Annotated in this window: 13 protein-coding genes; 9 read left to right on the forward strand and 4 right to left on the reverse strand. The window is 34.7% G+C overall.

The genetic code is table 11. The features are described 5' to 3' along the window. Positions 1–16 precede the first annotated feature (16 nt). From MKY80_RS09935 to MKY80_RS09970, 8 genes are all read left to right on the forward strand, one after another. On the forward strand, positions 17–901 hold the full coding sequence (locus MKY80_RS09935) for a ribokinase (protein ID WP_008175073.1): 885 nt from the start codon (positions 17–19) through the stop codon (positions 899–901). 288 nt (positions 902–1,189) lie between these two features. Then, positions 1,190–1,738 carry an XRE family transcriptional regulator gene (locus tag MKY80_RS09940; protein ID WP_008175072.1) on the forward strand — a complete coding sequence of 183 codons (549 nt, stop codon included), beginning with the start codon at positions 1,190–1,192 and terminating at the stop codon, positions 1,736–1,738. A 138-nt stretch (positions 1,739–1,876) separates the two neighbouring features. Further along, positions 1,877–3,133 (forward strand): hydroxymethylglutaryl-CoA reductase, degradative, encoded by a 1,257-nt coding sequence (locus MKY80_RS09945; RefSeq protein ID WP_342532808.1) that lies wholly within the window; start codon positions 1,877–1,879, stop codon positions 3,131–3,133. Then, positions 3,126–3,575 (forward strand): hypothetical protein, encoded by a 450-nt coding sequence (locus MKY80_RS09950; RefSeq protein WP_237068776.1) that lies wholly within the window; start codon positions 3,126–3,128, stop codon positions 3,573–3,575. Before MKY80_RS09945 ends, MKY80_RS09950 begins: the two co-directional genes overlap by 8 nt. Further along, entirely contained in the window at positions 3,572–4,927 is a 1,356-nt protein-coding gene (locus tag MKY80_RS09955; protein ID WP_008175065.1) for a tripartite tricarboxylate transporter permease, read from the forward strand. Before MKY80_RS09950 ends, MKY80_RS09955 begins: the two co-directional genes overlap by 4 nt. A gap of 19 nt (positions 4,928–4,946) precedes the next feature. After that, the gene (locus MKY80_RS09960; RefSeq protein ID WP_089984658.1) at positions 4,947–5,843 is read left to right on the forward strand and encodes a hydroxymethylglutaryl-CoA lyase; all 897 of its coding nucleotides are present in this window, start codon (positions 4,947–4,949) and stop codon (positions 5,841–5,843) included. Positions 5,844–6,115: 272 nt separating this feature from the next. Further along, on the forward strand, positions 6,116–6,694 hold the full coding sequence (locus MKY80_RS09965) for a TetR/AcrR family transcriptional regulator (RefSeq protein ID WP_008175062.1): 579 nt from the start codon (positions 6,116–6,118) through the stop codon (positions 6,692–6,694). Between the two features lie 70 nt (positions 6,695–6,764). Further along, on the forward strand, positions 6,765–8,186 hold the full coding sequence (locus MKY80_RS09970) for an MDR family MFS transporter (RefSeq protein WP_090001661.1): 1,422 nt from the start codon (positions 6,765–6,767) through the stop codon (positions 8,184–8,186). Positions 8,187–8,669: 483 nt separating this feature from the next. Here the strand turns inward: MKY80_RS09970 and MKY80_RS09975 are convergent, their stop codons facing one another. Next, positions 8,670–9,566 carry a DMT family transporter gene (locus tag MKY80_RS09975; protein WP_171364778.1) on the reverse strand — a complete coding sequence of 299 codons (897 nt, stop codon included), beginning with the start codon at positions 9,564–9,566 and terminating at the stop codon, positions 8,670–8,672. A gap of 105 nt (positions 9,567–9,671) precedes the next feature. Here MKY80_RS09975 and MKY80_RS09980 point away from each other — a divergent pair, with 105 nt between their 5' ends. Further along, entirely contained in the window at positions 9,672–10,547 is an 876-nt protein-coding gene (locus tag MKY80_RS09980; RefSeq protein WP_342533027.1) for a LysR family transcriptional regulator, read from the forward strand. Positions 10,548–11,636: 1,089 nt separating this feature from the next. On the opposite strand, the gene MKY80_RS09985 is transcribed toward MKY80_RS09980, so the two are convergent. Genes MKY80_RS09985 through MKY80_RS09995 form a run of 3 tightly spaced genes read right to left on the reverse strand, consistent with a single transcriptional unit; the run spans position 11,637 to position 14,893 of the window. After that, positions 11,637–12,740 (reverse strand): hypothetical protein, encoded by a 1,104-nt coding sequence (locus tag MKY80_RS09985; protein ID WP_089984649.1) that lies wholly within the window; start codon positions 12,738–12,740, stop codon positions 11,637–11,639. After that, positions 12,737–14,194 carry a HAMP domain-containing sensor histidine kinase gene (locus MKY80_RS09990; RefSeq protein WP_008175053.1) on the reverse strand — a complete coding sequence of 486 codons (1,458 nt, stop codon included), beginning with the start codon at positions 14,192–14,194 and terminating at the stop codon, positions 12,737–12,739. The genes MKY80_RS09985 and MKY80_RS09990 overlap by 4 nt, the downstream gene beginning before the upstream one ends. Before the next feature lie 3 nt (positions 14,195–14,197). Then, positions 14,198–14,893: a response regulator transcription factor gene (locus tag MKY80_RS09995; RefSeq protein ID WP_342532814.1), complete on the reverse strand. Its 696-nt coding sequence runs from the start codon at positions 14,891–14,893 to the stop codon at positions 14,198–14,200. Positions 14,894–15,051 lie beyond the last annotated feature (158 nt).

Below are 15,051 nucleotides of genomic sequence, written 5' to 3' on the forward strand. Positions count from 1 at the left end.
TGAATGGGGTGGGTAGATGAAATTTTTGAATTTCGGATCATTAAATATTGATAAGGTTTATACATTACCTCACTTTGTGAAAGAAGGTGAAACATTATCTTCGGACAGCTTTGAACAATATCCCGGTGGAAAAGGATTAAACCAATCCATAGCTCTTTCAAAATCGGGCGCTCAAGTGTTTCATGCAGGTAAAATTGGAAAAGATGGTCTATTTCTCAAACAAAAATTAACCGCAGAAGGAATTAATGTTGAGGGAATAGTTGAGGATGGTTTAATTACAGGGCATGCCATTATCCAAGTGACGCCGACAGGTGAGAATTGTATCTTCCTTTATGGTGGAGCGAATAAAGAAATAACGGTCGAACAAATTGATCAAGTGCTAGAGGACTTCAATGCGGATGATTTCCTCGTTCTTCAAAACGAAATAAACAGTCTAGATTATCTAATCAATGCGGCATATAGGAAGGGTTTAACCATTGCGTTAAATCCTTCTCCAATAAGTGATACGATGAAGGATTTAGACCTTTCGAAAATTGATTTTTTACTACTAAATGAGATCGAGGGACAAGCCATTAGTGGAGAAACATCACCTAACAAAATACTCGATCATTTACTATCAAACAATAGTAATTTAAAAATTGTGTTGACCTTAGGTACAAATGGCGTCGTGTATAGAGACAAAATTCAAGAACACAAGCAAGAAATCTATAAAGTCAAAGTGAAGGATACGACGGCAGCAGGGGATACTTTTTTAGGCTATTTCCTTAGTATGATTTCTCAAAAAGCAGACATTACATCCGCACTAAATATAGCCTCAAAGGCTGCTTCCCTTGCAGTATCTAGAAAAGGCTCCTCTTCCTCTATCCCGCTTTTGGCAGAGGTACTTGGTAAAGATGCCTAATAGATAGGAAAATTGCCGATATTTCATCATGGCTATGACTCCGTTCTTTTTGGGTTCTTTTTACAAACTTTTACGTTGTTTAGCTGATTCACAAAACAGGGCGCAATGCATGGACAGACTGCTAATAAATCTATCTCATAAAACATAGTAAAGGGTGTGTAGTGAACAACATTACACATCCTCATCATTTCAAGACCTCAAATAGCTACTTTCCGTATTTTCTATCCTACATTTAAAAATATAGTATAGTTATGTAAAAAGCCTAACTGATCGAAGGGACTGGAATGAATGAACTTACTAGAAGTTGGAGTAAAAATAAAGCAGATGCGAAAGAAAAATAAAATGTCTCAGGATGATTTAGCTTCGCAGATTAATTTAACGAAAAGTCATATTTCAAAAATAGAAAATGGCAAAGCGACACCGAGCCTGGTGACATTGTCCAAAATTGCGGAAATATTTGATGTGCCTATGGCTTGGTTTGTTATCCAGGATCAATTTGATGGCATTTCTATTGTTTCGAAAAAAGAGCGCAATGAGACGGTTGAAACGAATCAGCTCGGTTATCAATACGAGCTGTTAGCGAATAAGAGCTATATGAGCAATATCAATCCTTCAATTGTCACTGTACATAATGGGGCAGAAAATTTAGCCCTTTATACACACGAAAATGATGAATTCATTTACATCATTTCAGGTAGTATCATCTTGAAATACGATAATAAGTTTTACCATTTAGAAGAAGGTGACTCGGCGTATTTTTCAGGAAAAAAAGAACATATCTTTATTAACAACTCTTCGGAAAACTCAAAAGTATTAACAATTTATGTGGAGGATTAAATCTATCTTTTAAACGTAAATATGATCGAAAATACAATTTTCTTGTTTACAATACTATTCAGACAATTTACAATTGGTGTAATGCTATTCAACTTAGTTGAATTGTATTACACTTTTTATATTTTTGGGGGTATGGGGATGACTTCACGAATTAAAGGATTTTATTTACTTTCAGTGGAAGAGCGAGTTAAGTTAATCGCTGAAAAATCAAAGTTAACAAACGAGGAAGTTGAAGCTTTAAACAGTGGAATTTCATTAGAGCTTGCAGATGCAATGGTTGAAAATGTTATTGGACACATTTCAATTCCTTTAGGGGTAGCAGCCAATTTTAAAGTAAATGGTAAAGAGGTATTTATTCCAATGGCTACGGAAGAACCGTCTGTGATTGCTGCAGCTAGTAATGCTGCACGTGCAGCATATGAGTTAGGCGGAATTTTTACTTCCAGCTCAGGAACAGTTATGCGCGGACAGATTCAAGTATTAAATATTGATGACCCTCATGCAGCAAGGGCGAAAATTTTTGAACATAAAGATGAAATCATCGAACACTGTAATGCAAAAGATCCGACGTTAGTAAAGCTGGGCGGCGGAGTAAAGGATGTAGAGGTGCACTTAATCGACACAGCAAAAGAAACAATGGTTGTTGTGCATTTAATCGTAGATACGAAGGATGCGATGGGGGCAAATGCTGTAAATACGATGGCAGAATCTGTGTCACCATTAATCGAACGGATTACAAATGGACGAGTTGTGCTCAGAATAATTTCAAATTTAGCAGATAAGCGTATTGTTCGTGCTCGTGGTGAATTCTCGACAGAAATGCTCGGGGGGATAGCGATCGCGAAAAATATTGTAAGTGCTTACGAATTTGCAGATTCTGATCCGTACCGTGCTGCTACCCATAATAAAGGAATTATGAATGGTATTACTGCTGCAGTATTAGCATCGGGTAACGATACACGTGCTGTTGAGGCAGGCGCTCATGCCTATGCTGCCCGTTCTGGCAGATATCGTTCTTTAACGACTTGGGAGCTGAATAAAGCAGGCAATCTTGTTGGTACATTGGAATTACCGTTAGCTGTTGGTATTGTGGGAGGGGCTACAAAGACTCATCCTGTTGCAAAAGCCGCGCTAAAAATTATGGATGTGCAATCTGCAGAGGAACTAGCCAGCTATATTGCCGCGGTAGGATTAGTAGAAAACCTAGCGAGCTTACGAGCACTTTCCGCAGAAGGTATTCAATCAGGTCATATGCGTCTGCATGCCAAAAACTTGGCTGTAATGGCTGGAGCAACAGGCGATATTATTGACCGTGTTGTGCAGCAGGCAGTTGAAGAGAAAGATTTCCGTTATGATCGTGTTTTAGAGATTACAAATTCTCTGCGAGGTGAGTAACTTGGCGAATACTCCATATAATGAGCAAAAAAATGTAGATGAAAAAAAGTTTATCGAAATTCTAGGTGACACGGTTTCTGGTAATCAGTTAATCATTTCAATTATTTTAAGCGTTGCAGCCAGCTTTTTGGGCTATCAATTAGGCCAGTGGGTATTTCCGAAGTTTGCAGACCCTCAAATGATTAACTCCTACTCACTATTAACAGGAATTGCAGGTATTCTAATAGTTGTCGTTATCAATACCATTCTATTTAAACCAAAGCGTATTTTAGTAGAGGATGAAACATCTAGTCATTCTTTAAAGGAAGCGTTTGAAGATTTACAAATTGATATCGATGAGGAAATACGCTTAATTGAGGAAGACCCTGTGACAAAAAAAGAGCTCGAGGAATTTGGTATTCTTTCTAGCTTACAAGGCTTGAAGGGAGCGGATAAAAAATGAGTATATATTTAATTGCTCTGCTATTTGCTCTTCTAGGTGCAGCTATCTTCACTGTCATTGGTCTTATCTCAGGTACAGATGAAACTGCAATTATGGTACCCATTACATTGCTAGTTATTTTACTGGGAGCGCCTCCTGAAGGTGTGTTCGCATTCTTCATGGCGGGGGTGTTAGCTAAGCATTTAACACATGCTGTACCAACTGCGTTATTAGGTATTCCTGGTGACACAACGGCTGTACCGTTAATCGACCATGCAAATACATTACGCCGTTTAGGCATGCCGCATGTTGCACTACGTAAAATGATTTCAGGCGGTGTCATCGGTGCATTTATCGCCTTACCAACTGCCGTCCTATTAGGTCAGTTTTTAGGTCAATTTGCCGACTTTTTTAAATCTTCGTCAGGCATTATTTTTACACTTGCCGCTATTTTAATCGCGTTCTTTTCAAAAGGGAAATGGGCAAGTCTTTTAATCATTATTCCATTTGCGTTTTTCATTAAGGCTCTAGATAGCGTTAGCTTTGCAATGCTTGATAAACATTTAAGTATTACATTCTTTTTAGGGATCGCCATTGGGCCAATGTTTAGTAATATTCTAATGGCAGCATCTCCTGTTGCTAAAAATGATTTAACGCGCAGTAAGCAAAATCAATATAATCTTGCACCTGAAACGAAATCATGGAAAGGATATTTTCCGAATCCATTTAAAATTTTATCGAAAAGACAGACGATTTTCACGAGCATTACAACGTTTCTTTCTTCCTTAACATTTGTCTTTAGTCCTGTAGGGATGACTTCTTTAATGGGAGAAATTGTAGGCTCTCGCACAAAAGGTGCCTATAAAAAATCAACAACGAGTCTTACTGTCATGAATGGAGTAACGGAATCGACATATATCGCTGAAGCTATTATTCCATTAATTGCATTCGGTATTCCGTTAAGCCCAGTAGCACTTGGACCAGCATCACCTTTATTTAATGCACCACCGATTTTTACTGTGGATCCGGTAAACAACCTACACACGTTAATGTCTTCATGGGATTTTTTCATTTTTGGGTTAATCGGTATTAGTGTGGCGGCTTTAATTGCTTATCCGTTTGCGATGAATTATGCACGTAAAGCGTCCGTATTAGTATTAAAATATATTAGCCAGGAAGCAATCGTAGCCATGTTCATAGGATTAGCGTTCTTGCTTGCCTATAACGAGGCACAATTGTTAGGGGTAGTTTTAACATTTACAGTCGCAACGGTTGGTGGTTTATTAAATCGTATTTTAGGTGTAGGTGCCGGCGTGCAATTCATGGTATTCTACGCATCAAGCTGGATTATGCTGCAGCTATTCGGCATTTAGTTAAAGGAAGTGTATCTTTATGACTTTACCAAAAAAAGTGGAAATAAGAGAAGTTGGTCCGCGTGACGGCTTACAAAATGAGAATTTATTTATTCCTACTGATTTGAAAGTACAATGGATTAACTTAATCAGTGAAACAGGTGTCCGCCATATCGAAGTATCCTCGTTCGTTAGTCCAAAATGGATACCAGCCTTGGCCGATCATCATGAAGTGTTCGAGAAAATCACACGTAATGAAAAAATAACGTATGCAGCGCTTGTCCCTAACTTAAAAGGGATAGAAGGGGCCATTCAACAAAAAGTTGATGAAATTGCATTATTTATTTCTGCCTCTGAGGAGCATAATCAAAGTAATTTGAATGCTTCCATCGACCAATCTTTGCATAACCTAAAGGCTGTAGCTGAAGCAGCAAATCGTGAAGGTATAGCGTTAAGAGGCTATATTTCAACTGTATTTGGCAGTCCGTTTGGGGACGAGGTAAAAATTCAAACCGTCAAGAGAATAATTGATGCCTATATAGAAATGGGCGTTTCTGAGATTTCGCTGGGCGATACAATCGGTGTAGCAGACCCTGTACAGGTGAAGGCTATTTTAACAGAGCTGCTCACGCAATACGACAGTAATCTGTTTGCCCTTCATTTTCATGATACGTATGGCCGCGCTTTAGCCAATATATTTACTGCTCTTGAACTCGGAATCACAAAATACGACAGTGCTATTGGTGGCTTGGGTGGGTGCCCTTATGCCCCAGGTGCAAGCGGCAATGTCTCAACGAATGATTTAGTGAATTTCCTACATCGCTTAGGCATTCAAACAACTATTGATGAAGACAAATTATTTACCGCAACTCAATTTTTACAACAGGCAATGAACAGACAGCCTGATAGTAAAGTTTATAAAGTGCAAAGTAAATAGGAAAGAGAATATGGGAATCAATCAGCGCCCCCAATTGTTAGTTATATGCTAATAGTTGGGGGCGCTGTTTTTTAGGAAGAATCTAAAATACGAACATAACGACAAAGAAGCTATTTTGAACCATATTTACAGACAACCATTTTAAACTAAGCGTTCTAAATTTTGATAATCGTTTACGTAGTGAAAAAGTAAAGATTTTAGATTGACAACATAAAAAAATGTATTTACAATTATCTAGACCGTTCGTTATAATTTTGAAGGAGGCAAGATATATGTCTAGTAAAGAAACATCCCGAGAGAAAATCTTAGAAGCAGCAACCTTGCTTTTTCATTTGAAAGGTTATCACGCTACGGGGTTAAGTGAAATACTTAAAGAGAGCGGAGCGCCTAAAGGTTCGTTATATTATCATTTCCCTAATGGTAAGGAACAATTAGCAATTGAAGCGATTAATTTATCTGCAAAGACGATTTCAACAGCTATCAAAGAAAATTTAGCCGTTTACGATGACCCAGTCGAAGCATTTCAATATCATATCGGAAATATTGCTGAACATTTTAGAGACATAGAACGCAAAACACAATTTAAAAACGTCCCACTCGGATTGCTCGCGATGGAAACTGTATTTGTCAATGAGAATCTACGACAGGCTTGTGAAGAAACCTTTACAATGTGGGAAAATCTTTATTACGATAAATTAAGAATAAGTGGCTATAACGAAGATCGCGCGTATTTAATTAGTGAAACAATTAGTGCCTTAATTGAAGGGGGCGTTACGTTATGTTTTACAAAAAAATCGTGTGAGCCATTACATCATGTTAACAAGATGATCCCTTTACTACTGTCCCAGTAAAAAGGGACTTATTCATCGTAAATTTATATAGACCGGTCTAATTATTGCTAGGGAAGAAAGGAAGTAATTTATGTCTTCATCCAATCAAGTTGTACCAGTACGTAGCCCTAAAGGTATGGCTTTTGTACTGATGTTTGCTGCATTTATCGGGCTATTTAGTGAGACGGCCTTGAATATGGCACTGACTAACATTATGTCAGATTTTAGTGTGTCAGCAGCGACTGCCCAGTGGCTTACGACGGGCTATCTATTAACAATTGGTATTCTCGTACCTGTTTCATCACTACTCATTCAATGGTTTACAACAAAACAACTAGTAGTCGGTTCGTTAATCTTCTCTATTGTAGGAACCATTTTAGCTGCAGCAGCACCTAGTTTTGCAGTTTTACTAGTTGGTCGTATCGTTCAAGCTCTTGGAACGGGAATTATTTTACCATTAATGATGAATGTAATTTTACTAATTTTTCCGATCTATAAACGTGGAGCTGTGATGGGATTAATGGGACTTGTCATTACAACAGCACCTGCAGTTGGTCCTGTTTTAGCTGGTCTTATTGTTGATTCGTTGAATTGGGCTTATATTTTCTGGATTAGTCTTATCTTTTATGTAGCTTTAGTAATTATCGGGCTTAAACAGATTGATAACGTATCAACTATTACAAAACCTGCGATTGATTTGTTTTCTGTCCTGTTATCCACGCTTGGATTTGGCGGTTTAATGTATAGTTTAAGTAATATTGCGGAGAAATCATTTAACTCTGTTTCGGTATATATGCCTTTTATTGTAGGTGCGGTATCCATTATATTATTTAGTATTCGTCAAATGAAAATGAAACAACCAATGATTAACTTGAGAGTGTTTAAATTTCCTATGTTTACATTAGGAACGCTGTTATTATTCAGCGGCATGCTCCTCATATTATCATCAGCCATTCTATTACCAATGTATCTTAAAGCATCTTTACTATTTAGTGCCACAGTAGCTGGGATGATTCTTTTACCTGGTAGTGCAATGAATGCTTTTTGTTCTCCTTTTGTAGGAAAGTTATTTGATAAATATGGCGCAAAGAAATTTTTGCCACTTGGGTATCTTTTAGCGGTTATTTCAAGCTTACTTTTTGTCTTTACGATTTCTGTAGATACACCAATTTGGCAAGTAATTTTGGCACATACCATCTTTTTCATCGGTGTTTCCATGATTATTATGCCTGCGCAAACAAATGGATTAAACCAATTACCACGCAAATTATATGGTGATGGAGCCGCAGTCATGAGTACATTACAACAAATTGCTGGTGGTATCGGAACAGCGTTGGCAATTACATTATTGGTAAATGGCCAAACATTGCATATGGAGAAATTTCCAAACGCTACACCAGGTGAATTAATGGCGGAAGGAACAAAGCATGCGTACATCTTTATCGTTGGCCTTTCAATCATCGGACTTATTTTATCATTCTTTGTGAAGCGAGTGCATGTGGAAAAAGATTAAGTAGTTTTTACAAAGCAAATTTAAAATTGTTTCCTAAATCAAAGCTTGGGCCGACACTAAAAAGTCACGGACGCTGGTATATCAACGTTTCGTGATTTTTCTAATGGACATTGTTTAAACAGTTTTTTATACAAAGGTATATAAACATAGCTACAATAATACTTTTCAAGATTTTGCTGAAAAAACTATATGCTATATGAATAAAACGTGTATCAATAGACAATCTATTTACGTAAATTTGCATTTTTAATCGTTCCTAAACTTTCAGGGGCATTAGGATCGGCGGATTGTGGAGCAACACAGGTAGAAAATAATCAAACTTTTTTATAAAAGCCTAACTTAAAACTGCTAAAGAAAAATCTCTTTTGATCAATCTTTTTTCAAAAGGGATTCTTCTTTTTTATTATTAAATAAGGGATTGTGCAGGTTGTTTTTGTTAACTTTATTTCAAAGCAATACCTCTTTATATTCTTAAAATGATATTTATGCTGATGAAACAGAAGTCTTCTCTTTAGGCTTTATATTAACAAGCACAATACTAAGTACGACTATGATCATTCCTACGAAAAGATTAATTGTAACTGCTTCATGTAGAAAGAAAGAACTCACTAAAATAGAGATAACAGGGATTAAAAAAGTATATGTTGATACTTTGCTTGCCTCCCCGGAACTAACTAATGTAAAGAAAGCAAGCCAACCAAATGCAATTACAAATATAGAAATAAATAATAAGGATAGAGTAAACTGTATGTTCCATGATATAGAAGACCAACTTTCCGTTCCCGTTCCTAACGCAAGTAGGAACAGTCCCCCAATTATAATATGAAGTGTAGTTAGCCAAATTCCATCAACTTTTTGAGCTGTTCTTTTCATAAACACTGTACCGAACGCCCAACTAACAGCAGTACATAAAGCAAGAAGAACGCCGATAATCGAAATATGTCCTGCTAATCCTCCTAAACAAATGACACCCACACCTGCAAAACCTAAAATTAACCCAGCAAATTTAAGAAAATGCATGGATTCCCCAAGCCAAATCCATGAGAATATACCCATTAAAACTGGTTGGAGATAAACAATTGATGTAAAAAGTCCTGCAGGTAAGTAATTTAAACCAACTGTTTGTAGACCGTAAAATAAAATAATATTGAAGAATGCTGATACAAAGTAAATAGGCCATGTTTCTTTAAAACGAAGCATTTTATATCTTGGAATAGCAATTATAAGTAAGATAAGTCCCCCTATAAATAATCGCAGTCCAGAAAATAATAGGGGAGATGAATAATTTAAGGAAAATTTAGCCAGTGGCCAATGTATCCCCCATATGATGACTAGAAAAGTAAGAAGAAAAAAGTTTTTCACTTTTATATGGTTGTTCATTTAACATAACGCCTCCTTGGTATGATTACATCATTTATGATACTATACTTATATAGTATAAATAAAATCAATTATTTTAATAGGAGGTATAAGTATTTACTTATGATGACGATATCACAATTACAGGTGTTAGCTACAGCAATAGACACGGGGAGTTTTACAAAAGCAGCGCATACTTTACATATGACTCAGCCAGCTGTTAGTCATGCCATATTGAGTTTAGAAGCAGAATTAGGAGTTACCATACTGTTGAGGGATCGAAAAAAGGGATTAATTCTAACAGATGTAGGAGAACGTATATTATTCCATATTAAGGAAGTGTTGAATCATGTAGACAAAATTGAGCAGGAAGTAGCTGCGGAAAAGGGATTTGAGGTTGGAACTATACGAATTGGAAGCTTTTCGAGTGCTTCTAAGTTTTTGACTAAAATCATAAAGATTTTTCAACAAAAATATCCTTCTTTAAAGATTGTCATTTACGAAGGCACTTTAGATGAAATCGAAAAATGGCTATCTACTAGAGTCATCGATGTAGGATTCATCACCCTTCCCAGAAAAGAGATGGATGTTATACCAATTGCCACGGACAAGATGGTTGTCGTTTTATCAAAGACTCACCCGTTGTCCGATAAAGAGTTTATTCATATTAATGATTTGGATAATAAACCAATCATATTATGCAGAGGAGGATTTGAACTACCAATTATCAGTATATTTAAAAAGAGTAAAGTCAAGTTAAAGGCGGAATTTACTGTTTCCCATATAAATACAATGTTGGAGATGATCCAAGAAGGACTAGGAATAGCAATCGTTCATAAGCTTACCATAGTGCATTTACCAGATGACCTTTGCATAAAAAATTTAGAACCTAAATATAGCAGAGAAATTGCTCTAGCAGTACCCTCAATTAAAAAGGCTTCTATTTCAGTAAAGTTGTTAATTGATGAGATGCAAAATTTAGTTGAAACTTTTGATGAGTAAAGTCAATTATAAGGTTAGGGTACCGCCACATTGCTATCAAGCTATCAAAACAAAATACTCCCTAAAATGAAATAATACGCTATTCTTTCTGTAGAATCATTGGAAAGGATGAACCGACCTCCAATTGTTAGACAATAACTAACATTTAGGGGGCAGATTTTATATCGTTAAATTTACACTAGAAGATAAAAATTAATGTTATCGAATTTTATTTATTAGGAACGGAAACTTATGAAAGAATTGACGATCATAGCCGTCAATTCTTGCATCTCAACTAATGGAATAATGAGATTCTTTTTTCTTCTTTTAACTTTTTAATTTCTTCGTTCATAGCTTTAAAACAGTCGCAGAAGAAGCAGGGATAGCAACAGCTATCCTTTACAACAAGTTACTATAAAACCTAAAGAGGGGACTTCCGTTTCAAAGGCTTTATTTTTAAATTAAAATATCATTTTATATGACGTGTATTGCAAGATAGCAGTTAGAAATTACCGAAAAATGCCTAAGGGGAAGGAGATTTTGGAAATGATTTGTGTCATTACAGGATTAGGAAGAAAGTTGTTTGCAGAACGGGCAAAGGAAGGATAATAAGCAAGTGGAAAAATACAATCATATTGTATGAGAAAAACCAAAAACAATGTTGCAATATCAATACTTAGTACGAGATTCCAACATTGATTGTTTTTTTGGTTCATTTGATATCATTTAGTTCTCTCTGGCATGAATCAAATGAACCTTTTTTAACATTTATAATTAATTTATTTTTCATCTTCAATTTTTAATTCAAAACAAGATTGATTGTTCTAATCTGTTTATTTGATTGTCCTCGTTTTGTTCCTACTACCATGTAAGAAATGTTTCTTCAAATTTTGTGGAAGTTCAACTATAAAGAATAGCCAATCATTTCACAATACTGAGTGTGAATAAGTCTCCCATACATATTTCTTACCTTAATTGTACAAAAAATAGGTTATGCAAAAAGTTTGATGAGTATACGATGATCATTGAAAATGTATATTCGGTATTAATAATTCATTAACCCTTTAAATTCTTCTACAGTTAAAGGTTTAGTATTTTTAATACATTTAACTAAAAATCAATAATAAATACTTGTTCTTCTGTTTGAAGAATTTGAGAAATTTTTCTACCTTGTAAAAGTAAGCTTTGATTATCAAGGCTCCAATAGAGTTCATAGGGTGTTAACCCTTGATAAATGGTTTCTACATTGAGTATATTTTTACCTTGAAATCTTCCTATATAAACATTATCTTCATCACTCAGAGAATAGGCGATTTTCTTTTGATCATTTGAAAATTCATATATACTTACTTTTTCTAATAAGATGGCAAGATCACCATTACGGCTATCATATTCGTATAATGTTTCATCTTTACCAAGGAATACAAATTGATAATTATTTAACCAAGTAGTTTTACTTCCATTTGTTTGATGTGTGTACTTAGTTTCTATTTTATTACTGTTTATCGTCACGAAAATAAGACTACTATCATTAGAAGGTTTAGATGGCGGAATTATAGTAAATAACAAATTTTTTCCATCATCTGAGATATTTACCCCTACGAAAGTTCCCTTATCTTTGAGTTCAACTAATTCGTATGTTTGAAGGCTGTTTAAAACTATATCAAATACACCAATAGTTGTTGGTTCATCAATCATTGAGCTAGAGCTAAGAAAACATAGAAATCTGCTGTTGTTAGACCATGCTATATCTTGGAGGTAGATATTCTGGTTAGACTTAAGTGGTATCTCAATTTTTTCTTTTCCATCTTTTACAGAGATAAGCTTTAATGAAGGACCATATGATGACAATCTAGTTTGAGCAATCATTTTACCATCTGGTGACATATATAAGTTAAAAATGTTGTTATTCATTTTCTGCAAAACTTCAGGTTTTTCATATGGGGAAGATAATCGTTGTAGATGAGATAATCCCTCTTCTTTAAAGATTCCAATGACTGATTTATTATCAGACCAACCAAGTAATTTACTAGCCGGTGGAAGACGATAAATGGATTTAACTTTAAAAGATTTATTCATCTGATCCATGGGAGGCTGCTCCGAATTGTCTGAAATTATAATGGTTTCTGTACGCTTTCCTATATTACAACCTGTCATAATTAAGGTAAGGGAAAATAGTACGGCTGACCAATGTAACCAATGTTTTTTCTTCATAATAAATTTTCATCCTTCATGTATATCATTTCTACATATACTATGGTATTTTGATTTTCATTAAAGATACGTATAATCCCTTTATGATCCTCTACAATAGATTTTGCAATACTTAGACCTAATCCTACACTTCCTTCCTCTGCTTTTTCTTGATTTATTGAAAAAAAGGGTTGAAATAGGTTGGTGAATTGTTCCTGTTCAATGTGATTACTAGGATTCATGAATTTTAAAATTATTTTTTCTTTTACTAGTTCTGCACTAATATTTATTTGTGAAAAAGGTGAACTGTATTTTATAGCATTATCTAATAGGTTAATAAAAAGTTGGCGAATTCGATTGTCATCACCATAAACATACAAATCCTCTTGAATGTCGCTATTTATACTTTTTTTGTAACGTTCAGCTCGAAACGACATAGAATCACAAACATCTTTTAAAATTTCACTAGTATCTACTTTTTCGAATGGATATTCTCTCGTTGTGCCTTTAGATATTTCAAGAAGTTTAACTACCATATTGTGGAGTCTCCGACTTTCCTCAATAATGTGTTTCATACCTTTTTTAAAAAAACTTCTATCAGATTCTCCTTTTTGCTCTATAATTTCTGCATATCCGAGAATGGAAGTAAGAGGAGTTTTAAGCTCATGAGTAATATTGTCAAAAAATAGCTTTTCCTTCTTGTTTAACTCTTTTAAACGATCACGGTCACTTTCTATTGTAGATATTTGACTATTAATTCGTTTGATCATATCATTGAAATTCATTGCCAATTCACCTATTTCATCTTTTCTTTTAAAATGAATATTAACATTAAGATTTCCTTTTTTAACCTGATTAGATGCATGTGTTAATTCAACGAGGGGAATAGTGATATGTCTTGAAAGAATATATGAAAAAAGAAATGCTACAGTAAAAATAACCACGGCTATATAAAAAATAATATCTAAAATCCTTTTACTTTGATTATAAAGAAGGCTAAAATCTTTCGAAAAACGTAAAATTCCAACCTCTGATCCATCAATTACAACAGGGTAAGAGAAAAGAACCTTGGCTTTATTTTGATAGTAGGAGATATGATAAGCAGTTTTTCCCTTAATAGCTTGTTGAAGATCAGTATCTATTTTTTCTAAAAAGGACTTTTTATCAGAAGAATATAATAACGAACCATCTAAACTATAAACACTTACATTACTACCTGTAGAAAAGTTTAAGTCGTGTACCATTTCTTCTGCCATTTCACCAAAATAAAGCTTGTTATTTTTATAATGATTAATTAAAAAAGATTGGCGAACATACACATTACTGTTTTTTTTTAACTCAACTAAATCAGAAGTTATAATCTTCTCGTTATTAGTCCAAGTTACTTCTTTTACAGTGTAATTAAGTACTAGAAAAGATAAAAAAAAGATGGCGAAAAAACCAAAAATAAATTTTGCTTTAATAGTTCTTAGCATCCTTTACTTCACCTGCTTTTCAAATTTATAGCCAATTCCAAATACTGTGGTAATAATGTCTCCTGCATCAAGTTTTTTTCTAAGACGCTGAATATGAGTATCAACAGTACGTGTATCACCAACAAAATCATACCCCCATACCAAATCGAGCAACTCTGATCGAGTAAAGATTTTACCCTTTTGTCCTATTAGAGTCATTAATAAATCATATTCCTTGGGAGTAAGCTCTATATTTATATCATCTTTTATTACCAGCCTTTCTTCTGGTAGAATTAAAATATTTTTAAATCTAATATCTTGACTTTTTTCTTGCTTTTCCAAGCTATTCGTTTGATCTAATCTTCTAAAAATTGTTCTAATCCTAGCAACTACCTCACGCAAATCAAACGGCTTTGTGATATAGTCATCTGCTCCATATTCTAGCCCAATTACTTTATCGGTAATATCAGATTTAGCAGTTATCATCAAAATGGGAATATTGTAAGTGGTTGTTACTTGTTTACAAATATCCAACCCGCTACAATCGGGAAGCATCCAGTCAAGTAAAAGTAGATTAGGCTTGTATATTGCTATTGCACTTAACCCAGAAGATCCTGTTGCTTCAATGCGTGTATGAAAACCTTCCATCATTAAACCATATGACAGCAAATCAGCAATTGGTTCGTCATCTTCTATTATGAGAATTTTAGTTTTGTCCATGTAAATGTCCACCTTTTTTTATATCTATTTAAGTATAGTCCCATATCAAATTTAGTATTATCCAGTGTCTAGATGATACAAGAAGCTTTCAAAGAAAGCCAATACAAAGTTGTTTTGTGACATTTTGTTTACATATTGATTAATCTTTAGAGACAATT

The organism is Lysinibacillus sp. FSL R5-0849, from assembly GCF_038595075.1.
Classification (GTDB): domain Bacteria; phylum Bacillota; class Bacilli; order Bacillales_A; family Planococcaceae; genus Lysinibacillus; species Lysinibacillus fusiformis.